Here is an 18,402-nt window from a genome sequence, read left to right as displayed (position 1 = left end):
TACCTTACGCCTCGGACTTCTTGGCGTAGATAAACCAGTAGCCGAGCGCGACCAGAACCGCGCCGCCCACGATGTTGCCCAGCGTGGCGGCGGACAGGTTAAACGCAATGCCCGCGGCGTTGAGCGCATCGGCGCCGGCGACCTTGGCACCGTAGCCGCATGCATGCATCACGGCGCCCATGGGCAAAAAGTACATGTTGGCAACGCAGTGCTCAAAACCGCAGGCCACAAACGCGGCAATGGGCAGCAGAATGCCCACGACCTTATCGACCACGGTCTTGCCGGCGGTACCGATCCACACGGCAAGGCACACAAAGATGTTGCACAGGATGCCGCGGAAGAAGATCGTCACCCAGTCGACCGTCACCTTGCCGGCGGCGACGCTCACCATGGAATTGGCGACCGCCTCGCCGTTGAGCTTATAGATGCCGGCCATGTACACCAAAAAGACGATGAACAGGGCACCGACAAAGTTACCGACCCATACGACGACCCAGGCCTTGAGCATCTGAGCCAGGGTGATCTTTTTACTCTTGAGCGCGCAGACCATAAGAGAATTGCCGGTAAACAGCTCGGCGCCGCACACCAGCACGAGCACCAGGCCTAGGCAAAAGCACAGGCCGCCCACGACGCGCTGGGCGCCCCAGCCCAGCGTGCTGTCGCTCAAGAACACGGTAAAGAACAGACCGCCGAAGGCAATGAACGCGCCGGCGAACATTGCCAAAACAAAGGCCTTTGCGACCGGCAGGTTGGCCTTGGTCACGCCGGCGGCCTCGGTCTTGGCCTCGATCGCGGCGGGCGCCAGGCAATCGGGAGCGGGGTACTCCACCTTGGAATCTGCCATGTCAATCACTTCTTTCCTAATCAGCAGGGACAAGCGCTCCTATTGCTCTTGCCCCAAGCGGACAAAGTGGGAAAAGTCGTAGGCAGCCACGGCGTCATACACGGCGTCGACGGCGTCAAAGACTTCCGGGGACATGGGGTTGTAGAACTCCGTGTCGCCCGGCTGAATCCCAACGAAGACGATATCATCACACGATTGCTCAATCTCTTCGATCAGAATCGACAAAGGAAGCGAATGCGTGGTGAACATCGACTTACGGGCCACATCGCGCTTGTCGAGCAAGCGGATGGACCCGACGGGCAGTGCCATGTCGGCGGCATCGACCAAGACCAGGCGAGGCGGACGCTCGCGCTTGACCTCGATGATGTCGTCCTCGGGCGTTTGGCCACCGTCGATGGTGTACCAACCGGCGATGGGTGCGTCCTCCATCTTTTTGGAGAGCACGGGGCCGGCGGCATCGTCGGCGCGCAGCACGCTTCCCGCCGTGAGCACGATACCCGCAAACGGGGCGCCGTTCACACGACCGTCTACAACGCGACCCATTACTGCAACCTTCCCGTCAGATACACGCCCGACACATCGCGCACGCGCTCAACCAGATCGCGGAACTTCATTAAGAACGCGACCTGCTGGGCATGCAGGCCAAAGTCGTCGTCGAACACCGAGATGCCGGCCTTGGCCGACCCGCGAAAACCGCGCTCGTCGAGCAGCGCATCGCAGGCCTCGAGCAGCGACGGTACCGCCGCCTTGTCGAGCTGGCACTCACCAAAGGAGCGGATGGCCTCGAACTTGGTCTTGGCCTCCCCCTCCGGCAGCGCGTCGACGAGCGAATAGAACACATCCACCGGCACCGACAGGCGTGGCTCAAAGCAGTCGAGCACGCCGGTGTGGTGGCCCACGGCGAGCGTGTAGTACAGCACGTCGCAGGCCTCCTGGGGAACGTCTTCCTCGGTCTCCACGAACTTACGCGTGAGCTCGTAAAAGACCACCTGGTCGGGCGCATGGCCCAGGCAGGGGTCGGCGACGCCCTCGGCAGCCTCGTCGCTTGCGCGCGAGGCATCGCCAAAGGAGCCGCCGAGCATGCCGGGGCCCGCAAAGTAACCAGAGCGGTCCGTGAGCTCCATCTAGCGACCTCCGGCCAGCACCAGATCCTGCAGCGCCGAGTACACCTCGACGCGGCGCGGATCGTCCTGCTTATCGATGAGCAGCGCCATGGCACCGCGGATATCGCCCTTGGGTGCGCCCTCGAGCGTATCCATAAACTCGTTGGCCAGGTCGCGGCCGTAACGGTAACCACTCATGGCGCGAGCCTCGCGCTCGATGGCAACGCGCAGCTTGTACGGCACACCGGGGTGCAGGATATCGGCCTGCTCGCCGGCGGCCTCCACCGTGGTCTCGGCATGGAGCTTTTGGTCCAGCAGACCGAGCGCCATGGCAAAGCCGTAGATGGTCTGCGCGGGGCTGGGCGGGCAGCCGGGGATGTAGACATCGACCGGCAGGATTTTGTCCGTGCCGCCCCAAACGCAGTAGTTGTCGTAGAAGATGCCGCCGGTGCAGCCGCACGCACCATAGGACACTACGATCTTGGGATCGGGTGCGGCCTCAAAGGCGCGCAGGGCCGGCATGCGCATGGCACGCGTCACGGCGCCGGTGTACAGCAGCACATCGGCGTGACGGGGCGAAGGCACGACTTTGATGCCAAAGCGCTCGACGTCAAAGACGGGCGTGATGGAACCGAAGATCTCGATCTCGCAGCCATTGCAGCCGCCGCAGTCAACGCGGTAGACGTACACCGAGCGCTTGATCTTCTTAAGAAGGGTCGCCTTGGCCTTCTCGATGCTCTCGTCGAGCTCGATCTTGGTCGGGCGGTACTGAAGCCGCTCGGGCAAAAGCGTGGGTTCGGCCATGGTTACTCCTCCTTCGTTTCAAAATCGATGATGATGCCCTCGACCGGTGCAGGTCCAGCGGGAATCTCTGGCGCATCGGGGTTGAGCTCGCGGTCGACATACTCCGGGTTCACGCCGTGGCCGCCCAGATACTCCATGCCGGGGCCCTGGGGCTCACCGGACACAAGCGTCTCGTTGGCAGCCATGCCGCGCGCGTTGCCGGTCTTTACGGCCGAGGCGGCGCGCAGGGCGTCGAGCTCGCGCTTGCACTCCTGGCACATACCGACGGTACGGGCGGCCTGCTCGGCCTCCATGCCGCCGGCCTTTTGCAGCAGGCGCTTAGCGTAGTCGATCTCCTTGTGCGGGGCAAACGGCTTGCCGCAACGCGAGCAATGCTCGAGCGTGTAGACGCTCTTGCTGGTGAGGTCGTCCTTGCTCATGACGGCCAGCTCAAACTCCTCGGTGAGCTTGATGGCCTCCATGGGGCAGGCTTCCTCGCAGCGGCCGCAGAAGATGCAGCGACCGTAGTCGATCGACCAGGTGATGGTATCGGCCGCAAGGTCGGTGTCCATGCGAATGGCATCGGCCGGGCACGCCACGCCGCAGGCACCGCAGGCGATGCAGAGCTCCGCGTTGTGCTCGGGCTTGCCGCGCATGTCCTTGTTGGTGGGGAACGGCGCAAACGGGTACTTGACCGTCGCGTCGCCGGCCTTGGCGTTGACCTTCCAAAGCTTCAGCATATTAGAGCGCCTCCTCATCGAGCGGAGCGGCCATGGTGCCCTCGCCCGCAAGCGGCGACTTGTCGCGCCAGACGTTCTCGAACTGCTCCTTGTCGAGCACGTGGTCGCGCTTGGCGGCGACATCGGTCACCGTCACGCGGTCGGTGCAGGAGTAGCACGGATCGAGCGAGCCGACGATCAGCGCAGCGTCGCCCACGGTGTTGCCGCGGAACATGTAGCGCAGGACCGGCCAGTTGCTGTACGTGGCGGCTTTGGCGCGCCAGCGATAGCACTTCTGGTTATTGCCGAGCATGGCCCAGTGCACGTCCTCGCCGCGCGGCGCCTCGGTGGCGCCGATGGCGTACTTGTGCGGGGTGTACTCCCAATCCGTGGTGAGGATGGGGCCCGACGGGCAGTTCTCGAGCATGGTCTCGATCATGTCGATCGAATCGTAGACCTCCTGGATGCGAACGGCGGTACGGCCGAAGGCGTCGCAGGTGTCGGCCGTGGCGGCGTGCATCTTTTGAACGTCCGGATCGGCGTAGCCGTCGAAGGGATGGTCAAAGCGCACGTCGCGGGCATAGCCCGAGCCACGCATGAGCGGGCCGACCGGCGAGAAGTCGCGTGCGATCTTGCGGTCCAAGATGCCGATACCGCTCGTACGCTCAATAAAGTTGGGCGTGGAGAGCAGCACGTCGACGAGCTCCTGAACCTCGGAGCGCAGCTGGTGGATGGTCGTGAGCGTGGAGAGCTTCTGCTCGGCCAAAATGTCGCGACGCACGCCGCCGATCACGTTGAGGCCGTAGGTCTTGCGGTGACCGGAGAGCTTCTCGGCCAGGTCCATGGACTTCTCGCGGACGCGGAAGAACTGCTGGAAGCCGGAGTCGAAGCCCGTGTAGTGCGACGCCAGGCCAATGTTGAGCAGGTGCGAGTGCAGGCGCTCGACCTCGAGCATGATGGCGCGGATGTACTGGGCGCGCGGCGGGACATGGATGCCCTGGGCGCGCTCGACGGCCTCGGCATAGGCCACCGAGTGGGCGCAGCCGCAGATGCCGCAGATGCGGTCAGCGAGGAACGTCACGGCGTCATAGTTCAGGCGCGTCTCGGCGACCTTTTCCATGCCGCGGTGCACGTAGAACAGACGGTAGTCGGCGTCGACGATCGTCTCGCCCTCAACGAACAGGCGGAAGTGGCCGGGCTCGTCGGAGGTAATATGCAGCGGGCCCATGGGGACAAGCGTCGTCTCCTTGCCCTTGGTATCGGCCAAGAACTCGTAGTTTTCCATATCGCTCGCGGGAGCGGGACGGAAGCGGTAGTCCATGGAGTCCTTGCGCAGCGGGTACAGGCCGCTGGGCCAGTCATCGGGAAGCACCAGGCGGCGACGGTCGGGCAGACCCTCGGGGATCAGGCCGAACATGTCGCGAAGCTCGCGCTCGCCCCACACGCAGGCGGGGACGAACGGCGTCACGGACGGGAACGTCATCTTGGCGGGATCGACCTCGGTGCGCACGGTCACCCAGCCGGGGTCCTCCCCCTCCATGGAGATGACGTAGTACACAGCGTAACGGCCGCACAGACTGCGCTCATCGTTGCCGATGATCACGGGAATCCAGCCGTAGCGCTCGTAATACAGGTAATGGACGGCCTCGGGCAGACGGTCCAGCTTGACGGTGATCGTCAGCTGGTCCTCGCACTGCCATTCGACCTTCTCGATAGCGCCCGGCACTGCAGCGCGCAGGGCCTCGACGTGGCTTTCGCAGCGACGAGCGTAGTCCTTCTTTTCAGGTTCTGCCATGGTGCTAATTCACCTCACTTGTCTTGGTCTGGGAACTGAACACCATGCGGTAGAGAGGGGCCTCGTGGAGCTCTTCGACGCTCTGGTTCAAAACGACGGACGTTGCATCCTCGACGCCGCTCGTGATGGCGACCGGGGTGGCGATACCGAACCACATGACCACGATCGCGAGGGCGATCTCGGGGATGATCATGAGGGCGGGCACCTCGTGGCGCTTCATGCCCTCGGGCGCCTTGCCGAAGATGGACTTGAGCGCGATGCCGGTAAGGGCGAAGTACACGCCGGTGAGGCCGATGGCCACGAGCACGACCACCCAGATGGGACCGGACTGAACGCCGGCCACGAAGGTGAGGAACTCGGAGATGAACAGGGCGAACGGCGGGAAGGCGGCGAGCGCGAGCAGGGCGATGATGGTGAGCGCTGCCGTGACGGGAGCGATCTCGACGACGCCCTTGATCTTGTTCAGGTCGCGGGTGTGGTAGATGTGCTGGATGTTACCGGCCATGCAGAAGGCGAGCGCCTTCGTGAAGCCGTGGAAGATGCAGTGCAGCAGGCAGGCGGCGATACCGAGCGGGCCACCGATACCCAGGCACAGCGCGACCACGCCGACGTTGTCGACGGAGGAGTACGCGAAGCGGCGCTTGATATCGTCCTGCTTGAAGATGCACAGGGCAGCCACCAGGATGGACAGCGTGCCCAGGATGAGCAGGAGCGTTCGCGGATAGGTGTCGCCCACCGTGATGATGGACAGGGAGTAGAAGCGGATGATCACCAGCATGGCGCACTTGAGCAGCACGCCCGAGAGCAGCGCGGAGACCGGGCTCGGAGCCTGGGAGTGCGCGTCGGGCAGCCAGGTGTGCATGGGGAACAGGCCCGCCTTGGTGCCGAAGCCGATGACGATGAACGCGAACGCGAGGCGCACGAGCATCGGGTCGAACTGGTCGGCGTAGGGCATGATGGAGGTGAGGAAGGCGGCCTCATGCGCGTTGGGCATGATATCGGCGGCGTTCGCGTAGATGAGCAGCGTGCCGAACAGGCCGAAGGCCACACCGGCGGTGCAGACCATCGCGTACTTCCAAGACGCCTCGAGCGCCTGCTTGTTCTTGTAGATGCCCACGAGGAACACGGTCGACAGCGTAGTGGCCTCGACCGCCGCCCAGGTGAGGATGATGTTGTTGGACAGGCAGGCGAGCAGCATCGTGAAGACGAACAGGCTGAACAGCGCGTAGTACTGCTTGGTGCGCTCGGCCGGCATGGTCTTCTCCTCGATATCGATCTTGATATAGGAGATGGAGTACACGCCGGTGATGAACCCGATGATGCCTACCAGAAGGACGAAGATCGACGAGAGCGAATCGAGATGGAGCCACAGGCCCAAAGCGTCGATATTCTGCCCGCTCGAGAGCATGGTTCCCGCGGTGACGACCGAAAGGACAAGGGTCGCCGCGACGGAGATGGTGTTGAGCCCCGCGAAGACGTTGTAGGACGTCGTCTTGGGGAGCGCAGCCATAATCAGGGAGAACACGAGAGGACAAGCGAGCAGGGCGACCGTCAGCATTGAAACATCCATGGCCTACCCCTTCAATTCGGTCAGGTCGTGGGAGTCGAGCGACTTGGTGTCGTTCCAAATCCTCACGACGACGGCGGACATGATGATGACGGCGAAGATGGCGTCGGTGGCGATGCCGATCTCGATGATCTCGGGGGCCGTGGGCGCGAGCAGAGCGAGCGTCACGTGGCTACCGTTCTCCATAAGGCAGTACCCGAAGATCTGCTTGAGGATGTTGCGCTGGGAGATGATGCACGTGAGGCCGACGAAGAAGTGCGCGAAGCTGATGGCGAGGGCCGGAGTGGCCACCTCGGCGGTGGGCAGGCTCAGGCGCGTGACCACCGCGAAGCAGACGGCCACCTCCAGACCGGTGAGGATGATGGTCCAGGCCGGCTTGATGGAGGAGGTCAGCGTGCTATCGGCAGGCGAACCCATCTTCTTGTAGGCACGGTTGAGAATGAACGGAACGAGGATCACCTTGGTGACGAAGGCCGACGCGGCCCACATGAGAAGCTCGGTGGCACCGGTGGTGAGGCCCAGGGTGAGCAGCACGCCCACCAGGACAACCGACTGGATCGCGTACCACTTGATGGCGGACGGGATGGTCTTCGAGACGACCACCATGGTGGAGGTCACGATCAGAAGACCGCCCAGGATATTGACTAACGAATAACCCATGTCCTACCTCCTAACCCATCCAACTAGAGGACAGAGGACCGGCGACGACGACCATGATCATGAGGACGACGAACACGAACGCCATGGCGCGCGGAAGGGGCTGGCCGGCGGCCACGGTCTCGCTCGGCTCACCGGGCAGGACCTTACCCATCCAACGCAGGAACCATGCGAAGGTGGCGACGGTCTCGACGACCATGACGCACACGAGGACAAAGATGACCGTGTTGGTAGCACCAACCGCGAAGCCACCGGAAATGATCTGGAACTTGGAAAAGAACGTGCTCATGGGGGGCACGCCGGCGATAGCGGTCGCGGCGACCGCAAAGCCCACGCCCGTGACCGGGTACTTCTTCATGAGGCCCTGGATCTTGGGCAGCATACGGGTTCCCAGCGTGAAGCTGAGAGAGCCAGCGATGAGGAAGAACAGGGTCTTGGTGAACGCGTGGTTGAAGATGTGCTCGACGGCGCCGTTAAACGCCATCTGGCTTCCGAACACGGAGAGGCCCAGGCCAAAGAACACGTAGGCGAGCTGCGCGATCGTCGAGAAGGCGAGCAGGCGCTTCATATCCTTCTGGGGCAGGTACATGAGGAAGCCGAAGAGCATGGTCACGACGGCGTCGATGATGGCGACCCAACCGACGATCTCGGGGATATCGCCGGCGCTCGCAAGAGCGCGGGCGAACACGCACACGCCGACCTTAACCATGGACGCGCCATGAAGGTAGGCGGAAACGGGCGTGGGGGCCTCCATTGCGGAGGGCAGCCACATGTAGAGCGGGAACTGGGCGGACTTGGCCCAAGCAGCGAACAGGATGAGCAGCAGCACGACGGTCTTCATACCGGAATCGAGCTGGGAGATCGCGCTCAGCGCGAACGTGCCGGTTCCGGCGAACAGGAAGGCCGCGCCGATGTAGAGTCCCAGAGCGCCGATATGGGTGATGATGAGCGCCTTCATACCGGCCTTCTTGGCCGTGGGCGTCATGTAGTAGCTGATGAGGCCCCAGGAGCACACACCGGTGATCTCGAAGAAAACGAGCTGGCCGACGATGGTGGAGCTGTAGGCGAGACCGGCCATGGCGCCGATGAACGTGGAGAAGTACACGTAGAAGCGACGACGGGGCGCGTCGGGATGCTCCTTATTCTTATCGCTCATGTACGGGAACGAATAGATGACGACGAGCAGGCCGATAGCGACGAACGCGGGTGCGAGCAGCGTGCTCATCCGGTCGAATATGAAGCCCATGACCAAGGTCTGGCCCATACTCGCCCAGGTTACATCGACCGCGTTCATGCCGTTTCCGGCAAACGTCGCGGCCAAGCCAACGGAAGCGACCGTGGCGATGCCGCCGGCAAAGGCGCAGATCCATTTAGCGTAGGGACGCGGCAGCATGACGATGAGCAGGGAGCCCAGCATGGGGACGGCGATCGCCACCATGGCAAAGAGGGACAAGCTCGATTCGATTGACATAGTTTCTCCCTTCTCCCTACACGCCTACGACGACGAAGACGAACGCGAGGACCGCGATGCCGACGACGGCCCAGGTCTGGTTACCGAGCACCTTGAAGCGCGAACGGGAAACGGAGTTCTCGAGCACGCCGCAGACGACGAAATCGACCAGGCACTTGACGAGGAAGACGACGGCGCCCACGAGAGCGGTGACGCCGATGGTCGCGGGCTCTCCCCAGGGGATGAAGATGGAGGTGAACCAAGCGACGACCACGACCTGCTTCATGCCCATGGCGAGCTTCATCATGGCCAGGGACGGGCCGGAGAGCTCGGCGAGCGGGCCCTCCTGGAGCTCCTGCTCGGCTTCGGCCTGATCGAACGGAAGCTTGCCGAGCTCCATGTAACAGGCGGCCGCGAAGGCGACGCCGGCGAGGATAACGGCGACGACGCTCGAGACGTTGCCCGTAACGATGTGCTGACCCATGGTCGCAATGTCCGTGGAGCCGCACACGATGGCGACGGTGAACAGCGCGATGAGCATGGACGGCTCGATGAGCACGCTCATGAGGAGCTCGCGGATACCGCCGAAGCCCGCGTAGGCGTTGGAGGAATCCACGCCGGACAGCGCGAAGAAGAAGCGGGACAGCGCGAGCGCGTACATGATGGTGATGGCGTCACCAAAGACGGGCATGGGGCTCTGGAGCGTGAACATGGGCAGGCCCATGGCGAGCATAAACGACACCGCGAGGAACAGCGGCGGCATGATGCGCAGCACGAAGCTCGAGTCGGAACTCACGGACTCGGGACGCGCCATGAGCTTCGCGAGGTCCCGGTAATCCTGAAGGATGGACGGACCGCGGCGATTGTGCATCTTCGCGCGAATCACACGGGCGAGGCCGGAGAAGAAGGGCGCGACCAGCATGACCACGAGGCCCTGCGCCATCGCAAGAACGATGTTCATAATATCCTCTCCCCTCTCTAGACCATGACCACGGCGAGCACGAGGAAGACCACGAGCGCCGCGACGATGTAGCAGATGTATACGGAGTAGTTGCCGCCCTCGATCTTGGAGGCGAGGCCGGCCAGCTTGTCGGCACCCTCGCTCGGTGCATCGACCAGGAAACGGTCGGGCAGGGGCTCGACGCCCTGGGCGACACCGGTGAGCTTCTGGAACACGTGCGCGATGGACCAGCAGATCTTGGTGCATACCTCGCGCAGGGTGTAGAGCGGGCCCATGAAGAGTTCGACGTCGGACGCGAAGCTCGTGGCGACGACGGGCATGTGCTCGTTGGGCTCGTAGCCGCACGCCCAAGGGTCGGTCTTCTTAGCGGGGGCCTTGGCGCCGAGGCAGGACCTCAGCGCGAACGCGAGGCCGGTGAGGACCACGAGCGCGATGGCGATCGCGGGGGTGGAGGTGGCGGCACCGGAAATCTCGTTCACGAGAGACACGCCCGAGGTGGCTGTGACGGCGGAGCCGGCAAGCACGCTCTGGGCGACGTCGCCCAGAACCGGGGCGATGACCGGGGAGCCGATTCCCAGTACCACGCAGATGGCCGCGAGGAGCATCTGCGAGAACAACATCGGAGCCGGGGACTCCTTGGCGTTCGCGGCCTCCTGGGAACGAGGGCTGCTCGCGAACGAGACGCCGTAGGCCTTCACGAAGCACGTGACGGCCAGGGCACCGGTGATGGCGAGGGCGGCCGCGGAGGCGACGGCGAACACCATGACGACCGGGTCGGAGAGCGTCGAGATGTTGAACAGGGACTGGTAGGTGAACCACTCGGAAACGAAGCCGTTGAGCGGCGGGATGGCCGAGATGGCAAGGGCACCGATGAGGAAGCAGACGGCCGTGACCGGCATGCGGCGGAACAGACCGCCCATCTTCTCCATGTTGCGCGTACCCGTGGCATAGAGCAGGGAGCCCGCGCCGAGGAACAGCTCGCCCTTGAACATGGCGTGGTTGAGCGTGTGGTAGAGGGCGGCCATGAGCGCGATCGTCGCGATGACATCGTTGCCCAGGGCGTGCGCCGTCATGGACGCGCCGACACCGAGCAAGATGATGCCGATGTTCTCGACGGAGTGATAGGCAAGCAGGCGCTTGATGTCGTGCTCGTGGAGGGCGTAGACGACACCCAGGACCGACGAGATGGATCCGAAGACCAGGACCATGAGGCCCCACCAGAGCTGGACGCCCGAACCCGCGAGCAGGTCGAGACCGACCTTGAGGATTCCCAGGATGCCGATCTTGATCATGCCGCCGGACATGAGGGCGGACACGTTGGACGGCGCCTCGGGGTGCGCCTGGGGCAGCCAGGAGTGCAGCGGGATGATACCGGCCTTCGCGCCAAATCCGAAGAACGCGAGGACGAAGCACGCGGAGGAGACGGCGGGTCCAAAGTCATGCGTACGGAAATCACTGAAGCTGAAGGAACCGCCCACGCCGTTGGTCATGAGCAGGAAGCTCGCCATGATGAGAACGAAGCCCACGTGCGCGATGACGAAGTAGAGCCAACCGCCCCTAATGGAGTTCTTGTTCTCCTCGATAACGACAAGGAAGTAGCTCGTAAGGGACATGAGCTCAAAGGCGACCAGGAACCAGAACACGTTGTCGGCGGTGATGACGAGCATCATCGAGGCGACGAAGGTGTTCATAAAGAAGCCGGCGCGCCCGACCTTGCCCGGGTACTCGTCGAAGTAGGACAGACCGTAGATGAAGCCCGCAAAGGCGAGAATCGAGATGAGGACCACGATCAGGCCCGCAAGGCCGTTGAGCAAGAGCTCGAGACGGGCGAACGGGAAGAAGAAGACCGTGTTGAGGGACGAAACGTCGCCAAGCACGGCCTCGAGGCCCGCGATGAACGACAGCACGGCCGCGACGGCGCCGATAAGGCAGCCGGCGGTCTTGGCGGCGTTATCGGCCTTGATCAGCAGAACCGAGGCGAGCGCACCGATGCACGAGACGGCAAGCGATGCGATAAACAGCGTCATGCTATCCATTGTTTACGCTCCCTTCTGCTTTCTCGGAGAGGCCCTGGGGCACAGCGGTAACGTCGACGACCGGACCGTTTTCGATCGAGCGCAGGCGCTTGGCCTCGTCGAGCTCGCGATCGGCCGCGCCGCCCATGACGGTCAGCGCCTTGGTGGGGCACGCCGCCACACAATGCGGGCCGTCCGGATCGAAGGCGCACAGGTCGCACTTGACAGCGCAGGTGTACTGGCCGGGAGCCCACGTAAGCAGGCTGCTCAGGGACTTAGGATACGAAGGCGTCGGGTCGCACATGCCTGCGACACCGGCGATAGACGTGCCATCGGGATGGATGGCTCCGAAGGGGCACGCGATGGCGCACAGCCTGCACCCGATGCACTCCTGCTCCTTGACGTGGATGCGATCGCCATCGTGCTCGATGGCATTCACCGGGCAAACCTCGGCGCAGGGGGCACCCTCGCAATGGTGGCAGGCAAGGGCGGCCGAAATACCGCCGGTCTTCACGAGCGCCAGGCGCGGCGTATCCTGAAGACCCTGCATCCGGTGGGCGTCGGCACAGGCGGACTGGCATGTTCCGCAGCCGATGCACCTCTCCGGGTTGATGTCGATGAAGCGGTTCATCCCCACTTCCTTTCAAAATAACGGGCCGGGCTCCCGAACGTACGGGACGCCCGGCCCAAAAAGCCAACGAGAACGGGACTACACGATTTGATTCACGTGCGTCTCGTCGTCGAACTTGGCGGCGCCAGGCTCAACGTCCTGGGGAGCGGCGGCGTCGACCAGAGCCTGCTTGAGCTCGGTGTACTGACGCTCGACCTCGCCCTCGGCCCAGACCTGGTCGGCAATGGCGTCAACCTGGCAGGCGGAGAACTTGTCCTCGGGCGTATGCGAGACCGGGTCGACCTTGTGCATGGTCAGCTCGTTGCACTTGCCGATCCACCACTGGTAGGTCATATAGACCGTGCCCTTGTTGATACGGTCGCTCACGTCGGCGCGGCTGTATACCTGGCCGCGGCGGCTGTGAATCGAGACGATGTCGCCGTTCTTGATGCCGCGCGCCTGGGCGTCCGCGGGATTCATGCGGACAAAGCCGGGCTCGTCGGCAAGCAGCGCCAGCGTCTTGCAGTTGCCGGTCATCGAGCGGCAGCTGTAGTGGCCAACCTCGCGGACGGTGCACAGGATGAGCGGGTACTCATCGTCGGGAAGCTCGGAAGGCGCCTCCCAGTCGTGCGCCATCAGGTTGGCGCGGCCGTCCTTGGTGGTGAACTTGCCACCGGCGAACATGTCGGCCGTACCGTGGTCGTTCACATCGGTGCTCTTGACGGGCCACTGGGCGTAGCCGCCCTCGGGAGCCATCTTCTCGTAGGTCGCGCCCACAAAGTTGGGGCACAGGCTAATGCACTCATTCCAGATCTGCTCGGTGTTGTCGTAGTGCATGGGGTAACCCATGCGCGTAGACAGGTCCGCGAAGATCTCCCAGTCGTGGCGGCACTCGCCCTTGGGCGGAACGGCCGCGTCAAAGTGCTGGAAGCTACGGTCAGACGCGGTAAAGACACCCTCGTGCTCGCCCCAAGAGGTAGCGGGCAGGATGACGTCGGCGAGCATGGTCGTCTGCGTCATAAAGATGTCCTGGCAAATGAACAGATCCAGCTCGGAGAGCGTCTTGCGCATACCGGCCGAATCGGGCTCGGTCTGCACCGGGTCCTCGCCGTAGTTGTAGAAGCAGTGCACCTTGCCCTCGTCGACCAGGTGGCCCAGGTCGGTGAGCTTGTAGCCCTCCTCGAGCGGGAGCTTTTCCTCGGGCACGCCCCAAGCCTTGGCAAACTTGGCGCGAGCGGCGGGGTCGGTGACTTTCTGATAGCCAGGGTACAGGTTGGGCAGCATGCCCATATCGCAAGAGCCCTGGACGTTATTCTGACCGCGCACGGGCGCGAGGCCGGAGTTGGGTTTGCCGATCTGGCCGGCAACGCAGGCGATGGAGGCGATGGTGTGCACCGTCTTCAGGTTCTGCTTCTGCTGGCATACGCCCATGCCCCAGCCAATGATGGCAGAGGGCTTCGCCGTGGCGTACATCTCGGCAGCTTGGTGGATCAGCGCGGGCTCGACACCCGTGATGTCCTGTACGGATTCGGGAGTGTAGTTCTTGATGGTCTCCCACCATTCGTCAAAGCCGTTCGTGTGCTCGGCGACGAATTCCTTGTCGTAGAGGCCATCGTTGACCAGACAGTTGGCAAAGGCGTTGAGGAACGCAACATTGCAACCGTTCTTGATCGGAAGGTAGAGATCGGCGATACGCGCGGTTTCGATATGGCGCGGGTCGGCGACGATGATCTTGCAACCCTTTTCTTTGGCTCGCACGATACGCCTTGCGACGATGGGGTGCGAATCGGCAGGGTTATAGCCGAAGAGGAAAATGCAGCCCGCATCCTCCATACCGGGGATGGAGCATGACATGCAACCTGAACCAACCGTGTCCATCAGACCGAGGACAGTAGGGCCGTGTCAAGTACGGGCGCAGTTGTCCACGCTGTGGGTGCCGATGCACGCACGCGTAAACTTCTGCATGACGTAGTTCGCCTCATTGCCGCCGCCTCGCGAAGAGCCGGTGGTCATGACAGCGTTAGGACCATATTCGTCAATTATGGCCTGCATCTTAGATGCGGTGAAATCCAGTGCCTCGTCCCAGCTTACGCGCTCAAGATCCGCGCCCTTGGTGCGGCGGATCATCGGGTGCAGTACGCGAGGAGTCAAGATCTTGGTGTCGTTGATGAAGTCGTAGCCGCTCATGCCCTTAAGGCACAGCTCGCCCTGATTGGTGATGCCGTTGAGCGGTTCGGTACCCACGACCTGGCCGTTTTGGACCAGGAGGTTAAACTGGCAACCGGCGCCGCAGTACGGGCAGATCACTTTATGCTTCTCCATGACACCCTCCTTCCTTTCTCTGCTACCGATTAATCGGTTCTTGTTTGACAATCGTTGGGCCTGCATGGCCGCCCGCCTACGCCTCGTTTTCGATGGTGGCGCGGGCACGCTCGGCGGTCAGCTCCGCCAGGCGCTCCTCGTCTACCAGGGTGAGGCCCTTGGTCGGGCACGCCTCGGCACACGCCGGACCGCCGGGACGGTCCACGCACAGGTCGCACTTGAGCACGAAGCTCTTAGTCTGCGAACCCACGCGCACGTCGCCCATCAAGACGGGGACCTGCGTGGTCGCCACGCTCACGGCGCCAAAGGGGCAGGCCATGACGCAGCTCTTGCAGCCGATGCAGTTGTCCTCGTTGACGCCGATGCGATGGTTCTTTGGATCAAAGAACAAGGCGCCCGTGGGGCAGGCCTTAGCGCACGGGGCATCCTCGCAGTGATGGCAAGCCACCGGTGCGGAGATCTCGTACGTACGCGTCACGCGCAGACGCGGCGCGGCAATGTTGCCGGGGATGTCGTGTGCCTCGATACACGCTGCCATGCAGGTTTGGCACCCAATGCAGCGCGATGAATCGGCTACGACTCGTTTATTGCCCATGTTGTTCACTCCCTCCTGAATCCCATGCCGGAGAGACCCTGTCGACGTTGCCCCGGACCGCCCGTGGTCCGGCATCGGCGTATCGAGAGCATGCGGCGAAACAGGCACTCGGTAGAATATCTCCAACGGTATACAGGTTAAATATACGCAGTTGCAGGGGGTAAACTTGAGCATAGGCCCTGCATTACGGGTGTATTGCAGGGGTTTGGGCTGGTTAGGATTATTCTCGATAGGATATAAAAGCGAGTGTATTACACGCGTACGCCCAACATAGATTTCACGCTCGCTTCTGAAGGATGTAGTACGTTTGTAATATTGTTCACACTCATTTACTCGAGTGCAATAAAGTAGTTGTTATAGAATTGGCTATTACTAGCCAAAGCTGTATTTGACTATTCATATTGCACGCTCATTAAGGGAGGCCAGTGATGTCATCGACTCAAAAACGAGCCATCCTGCAGGTGCGCATTCGCGAGGAAGACAAGCAGCATGCCGAGCGTCTCTACGACGCCATGGGCACATCGCTCGCCGAGGCTGTCCGTCTATTTGTCGCGCAGAGCATTTTGATGCGCAAGCTCCCCTTTCAGCCGGTCGCCGTGCGCTCAAAGGACGGCACCGCCGCCTATGGATCGCTCAAAGCATATGGGGACCCCAATCGCCGCTCCAAGGAGCGCAATGCCTGGATTGAATACCTTGCTACAGAAAGCGACGATTCGATTTTGGGTCCCGAGGAAGTAGATATCCATGAGTAGCACCATCATCGACGAGACCGTCATCCTGCGCTATCTGCTCGACGACGACGAGGTCCTGTCGCCGCGCGCCGCCAAGGTCATCGCCACGCGCACCGCTCGTGTCTACCCCGAAATCATCACGCGCGTCGTGGTCACGCTGCGCGACGTCTATAAGGTTCCCCGCGTTGAGATTGCTGCGACCATGAAAAGGCTGCTCGATGACGTCATGGTCGACGAGCCCACCGTTGTCGCCCTTGCCGTCAAACTCTTTGGCAAGACCCATATGGACTTTACCGACTGCCTCCTCGCAGCCCGAACCGCCATCTACAACGATGATGTCGTGAGCTTTGGCAAGCCCATCATCCAAGGCATGATCGATTACCGCCGCAAGCGCCAAACCGCAGCCGAAGCCCGCGACCGCGCCGCCGAGGCCCGCTGCCACGGCACCGACGCCATCATCGACAAGCTCCGCCACCAATCCCGCCACTAACCGACAAGCAACGGCATCGCCCGCCCCTCAGCCCCATCCCCTCCTAAGTTGCGGTGAAATGCGGACTGTTTCATGCCTTTAAAGGCCTCAACAGTCCGCATTTCACCGCAACTTATTGAAGGTTGGCTGCGAACGATTTCGCTATCGGGAGTCGGCGTAGGGTTTTGTTGTCGGAATGCCGTAACCGCGCATCATGGCACCGAACGATTCCACGTCGTAGGTGTCCGAGAGTTTGAAATGAATGACGTTGTGGCCCATGGCGCGAAGATTCGCGTCGCGCATGAGGGCCGCTCGATAGGTTTTTGCCGCCGCTTGCTCTGGATCATTTTGAGCTTCGTCTTCAAACTTACCTAGCCCATGCAGCTCTGCCAGCGTCCATGAGCCGTCTGGCATCTGCCAGCCATAATCTGCTAGATAATAGCCAGCGTTTCCCGGTCGCGGTATCTCAACTTGAAGCTCAGGCGCGACAACCCCAGCGAGAATCATCGCTGCTCTCGCCTCGGACTCGCCACCATTGTCTGACCTGCCGTCCATATGCTCAAAAACGTCAAAAGCACGCGCGATGCCATGCAACCCTCGGCAATTTGCCTGCGCATATGCTCGCAGCTCTTCGCGTTCGACATCGTACTCACGGGCCAAGCCATCGACATAGCCCAGTGCATAGCGAAAGGCGCTCGTTCGGGCGATATCGACCACCGTCCGATACGGATCCGTCAGCGTAAACGGGCCGAGCCGCCATACCACGCCCGGGCGCCAGCGCTTGTATTCAACGAACTCATACGTATCACGCCTTGTAGAACGTGGCAGCAGCACTTGCACTTTATCCAGAAGCGCATACGCCGAGCCGATGCCGTAGAGCAGCGCTGCCGTCGATCCGCAAAACACAGCATCCGGTTCAACGAACGCAATAGCGGATGCCAGCTGAAAAATGCGATCTTCAACCCCAAGATTATTCCAATAGACCGGATCAGCATACACATGGTTGTAAAGACGGAGCATGAGCTCTTTCTGCATAAGCTCGCGCGCACGGCGTTCATCCCAAGGATCAATTGTTATAAGCAGCTGTCCATCTTGATGATTTCCAAGGGCCGAGAATAGCATCCTTGCATATGACTGCGGAAAATGTTTGCCTTTATCGAGCATGGCCAACCCCATAACCATCACGGCGGAGAGAATACCATTACGCTATCGCATGCTTCCGTCCGCAGGCCTTGCCAAAAGCTGACCAAAAGCTTGACGTCGCAGGTCAGCGCTTCAAAAAATATCTCCACTCTCGGTAGACGGTCGCTACGACCCTCCCAACGGCATCAAAATCCAACCTTACAAATAGTTGCGGTGAAATACGGACTACATGGGCCATAAAAGCCGGAAAACAGTCCGTATTTCACCGCAACTTAGGAGGGGATGTGGGGTCCCGGCATGTATATGAAAATGGCTCTGGTCCCAAAAGGAAGCAGAGCCGTTAAAACAATTCTAATGGAGCGGGCGACGGGAAGTCCAAGGATTTGCTTCGCAAATCCTTGTTTCGCTGCGGGCCTTCGGCCCTTGCGTGCTGCGCTGGAAAATGCTCACGCATTTTCTCAGCTCCGCACCCTGGCGGGTTCGATTCCCGTCGCCCGGCGCGTAAACGAAAACAGGTCTGGTCCCCAAAGGAAACCAAAGCCGTTAAAACAATTCTTATGGAGCGGGCGACGGGAATCGAACCCGCGTCATCAGCTTGGAAGGCTGGGGTTCTACCATTGAACTACGCCCGCAAGATA

17 protein-coding genes and 1 tRNA gene are annotated in these 18,402 nt (G+C 61.8%); 2 read left to right on the top strand and 16 right to left on the bottom strand.

Translation table 11 applies throughout. The features are described 5' to 3' along the window. Nucleotides 1-4: 4 nt before the first annotated feature. From CSV91_RS01925 to CSV91_RS01860, 14 genes are all read right to left on the bottom strand, one after another. Entirely contained in the window at nt 5-844 is an 840-nt protein-coding gene (locus tag CSV91_RS01925; protein WP_099431580.1) for a formate/nitrite transporter family protein, read from the bottom strand. Between the two features lie 39 nt (nt 845-883). Continuing rightward, the gene (gene hycI / locus CSV91_RS01920; RefSeq protein WP_099431579.1) at nt 884-1,387 is read right to left on the bottom strand and encodes a hydrogenase maturation peptidase HycI; all 504 of its coding nucleotides are present in this window, start codon (nt 1,385-1,387) and stop codon (nt 884-886) included. Further along, nucleotides 1,387-1,968 (bottom strand): formate hydrogenlyase maturation HycH family protein, encoded by a 582-nt coding sequence (locus tag CSV91_RS01915; protein ID WP_099431578.1) that lies wholly within the window; start codon nt 1,966-1,968, stop codon nt 1,387-1,389. The genes hycI and CSV91_RS01915 overlap by 1 nt, the downstream gene beginning before the upstream one ends. After that, nucleotides 1,969-2,751 carry an NADH-quinone oxidoreductase subunit B family protein gene (locus CSV91_RS01910; RefSeq protein WP_022095195.1) on the bottom strand — a complete coding sequence of 261 codons (783 nt, stop codon included), beginning with the start codon at nt 2,749-2,751 and terminating at the stop codon, nt 1,969-1,971. Nucleotides 2,752-2,753: 2 nt separating this feature from the next. Then, nucleotides 2,754-3,470 carry a formate hydrogenlyase complex iron-sulfur subunit gene (locus CSV91_RS01905; RefSeq protein ID WP_099431577.1) on the bottom strand — a complete coding sequence of 239 codons (717 nt, stop codon included), beginning with the start codon at nt 3,468-3,470 and terminating at the stop codon, nt 2,754-2,756. A gap of 1 nt (nt 3,471) precedes the next feature. Beyond that, the gene (locus CSV91_RS01900; RefSeq protein ID WP_099431576.1) at nt 3,472-5,244 is read right to left on the bottom strand and encodes a hydrogenase large subunit; all 1,773 of its coding nucleotides are present in this window, start codon (nt 5,242-5,244) and stop codon (nt 3,472-3,474) included. 4 nt (nt 5,245-5,248) lie between these two features. Next, the gene (locus CSV91_RS01895; protein ID WP_099431575.1) at nt 5,249-6,814 is read right to left on the bottom strand and encodes a hydrogenase 4 subunit F; all 1,566 of its coding nucleotides are present in this window, start codon (nt 6,812-6,814) and stop codon (nt 5,249-5,251) included. Between the two features lie 3 nt (nt 6,815-6,817). Then, the gene (gene hyfE, locus CSV91_RS01890) at nt 6,818-7,471 is read right to left on the bottom strand and encodes a hydrogenase 4 membrane subunit (protein WP_099431574.1); all 654 of its coding nucleotides are present in this window, start codon (nt 7,469-7,471) and stop codon (nt 6,818-6,820) included. A gap of 10 nt (nt 7,472-7,481) precedes the next feature. Then, the gene (locus tag CSV91_RS01885; RefSeq protein WP_006234112.1) at nt 7,482-8,939 is read right to left on the bottom strand and encodes a hydrogenase 4 subunit D; all 1,458 of its coding nucleotides are present in this window, start codon (nt 8,937-8,939) and stop codon (nt 7,482-7,484) included. Nucleotides 8,940-8,955: 16 nt separating this feature from the next. Beyond that, nucleotides 8,956-9,879 carry a respiratory chain complex I subunit 1 family protein gene (locus CSV91_RS01880; RefSeq protein ID WP_006234113.1) on the bottom strand — a complete coding sequence of 308 codons (924 nt, stop codon included), beginning with the start codon at nt 9,877-9,879 and terminating at the stop codon, nt 8,956-8,958. Between the two features lie 17 nt (nt 9,880-9,896). Beyond that, nucleotides 9,897-11,915, bottom strand: a complete 2,019-nt coding sequence (gene hyfB / locus CSV91_RS01875) for a hydrogenase 4 subunit B (protein ID WP_099431573.1) — start codon at nt 11,913-11,915, stop codon at nt 9,897-9,899. Further along, complete coding sequence (locus CSV91_RS01870; protein WP_099431572.1) at nt 11,908-12,525, bottom strand: 4Fe-4S dicluster domain-containing protein; 618 nt, start codon at nt 12,523-12,525, stop codon at nt 11,908-11,910. The genes hyfB and CSV91_RS01870 overlap by 8 nt, the downstream gene beginning before the upstream one ends. 78 nt (nt 12,526-12,603) lie before the next feature. Continuing rightward, on the bottom strand, nt 12,604-14,826 hold the full coding sequence (gene fdhF, locus CSV91_RS10210; protein ID WP_099431571.1) for a formate dehydrogenase subunit alpha: 2,223 nt from the start codon (nt 14,824-14,826) through the stop codon (nt 12,604-12,606). Between the two features lie 76 nt (nt 14,827-14,902). Then, nucleotides 14,903-15,421, bottom strand: a complete 519-nt coding sequence (locus CSV91_RS01860) for a 4Fe-4S dicluster domain-containing protein (RefSeq protein ID WP_022095206.1) — start codon at nt 15,419-15,421, stop codon at nt 14,903-14,905. Between the two features lie 428 nt (nt 15,422-15,849). Between CSV91_RS01860 and CSV91_RS01855 the strand changes: the two genes are divergently transcribed. Together CSV91_RS01855 and CSV91_RS01850 are read left to right on the top strand one after the other, a co-directional pair. After that, a complete protein-coding gene (locus tag CSV91_RS01855) occupies nt 15,850-16,173 on the top strand; it encodes a type II toxin-antitoxin system RelB/DinJ family antitoxin (RefSeq protein ID WP_099431570.1) in 324 nt (107 codons plus the stop codon). Further along, the gene (locus tag CSV91_RS01850) at nt 16,166-16,642 is read left to right on the top strand and encodes a PIN domain-containing protein (RefSeq protein ID WP_197736837.1); all 477 of its coding nucleotides are present in this window, start codon (nt 16,166-16,168) and stop codon (nt 16,640-16,642) included. The genes CSV91_RS01855 and CSV91_RS01850 overlap by 8 nt, the downstream gene beginning before the upstream one ends. 141 nt (nt 16,643-16,783) lie before the next feature. On the opposite strand, the gene CSV91_RS01845 is transcribed toward CSV91_RS01850, so the two are convergent. Together CSV91_RS01845 and CSV91_RS01840 are read right to left on the bottom strand one after the other, a co-directional pair. After that, nucleotides 16,784-17,785: a hypothetical protein gene (locus CSV91_RS01845; protein WP_147579363.1), complete on the bottom strand. Its 1,002-nt coding sequence runs from the start codon at nt 17,783-17,785 to the stop codon at nt 16,784-16,786. Between the two features lie 537 nt (nt 17,786-18,322). After that, a tRNA-Gly gene (locus CSV91_RS01840) sits at nt 18,323-18,396 on the bottom strand. Between the last annotated feature and the right edge of the window lie 6 nt (nt 18,397-18,402).

This window comes from Collinsella aerofaciens, from assembly GCF_002736145.1.
Classification (GTDB): Bacteria; Actinomycetota; Coriobacteriia; order Coriobacteriales; family Coriobacteriaceae; genus Collinsella; species Collinsella aerofaciens_A.
The sequence above is the reverse complement of the archived record's forward strand: the minus strand, read 5'-3'. Positions and strand labels throughout refer to the sequence as shown.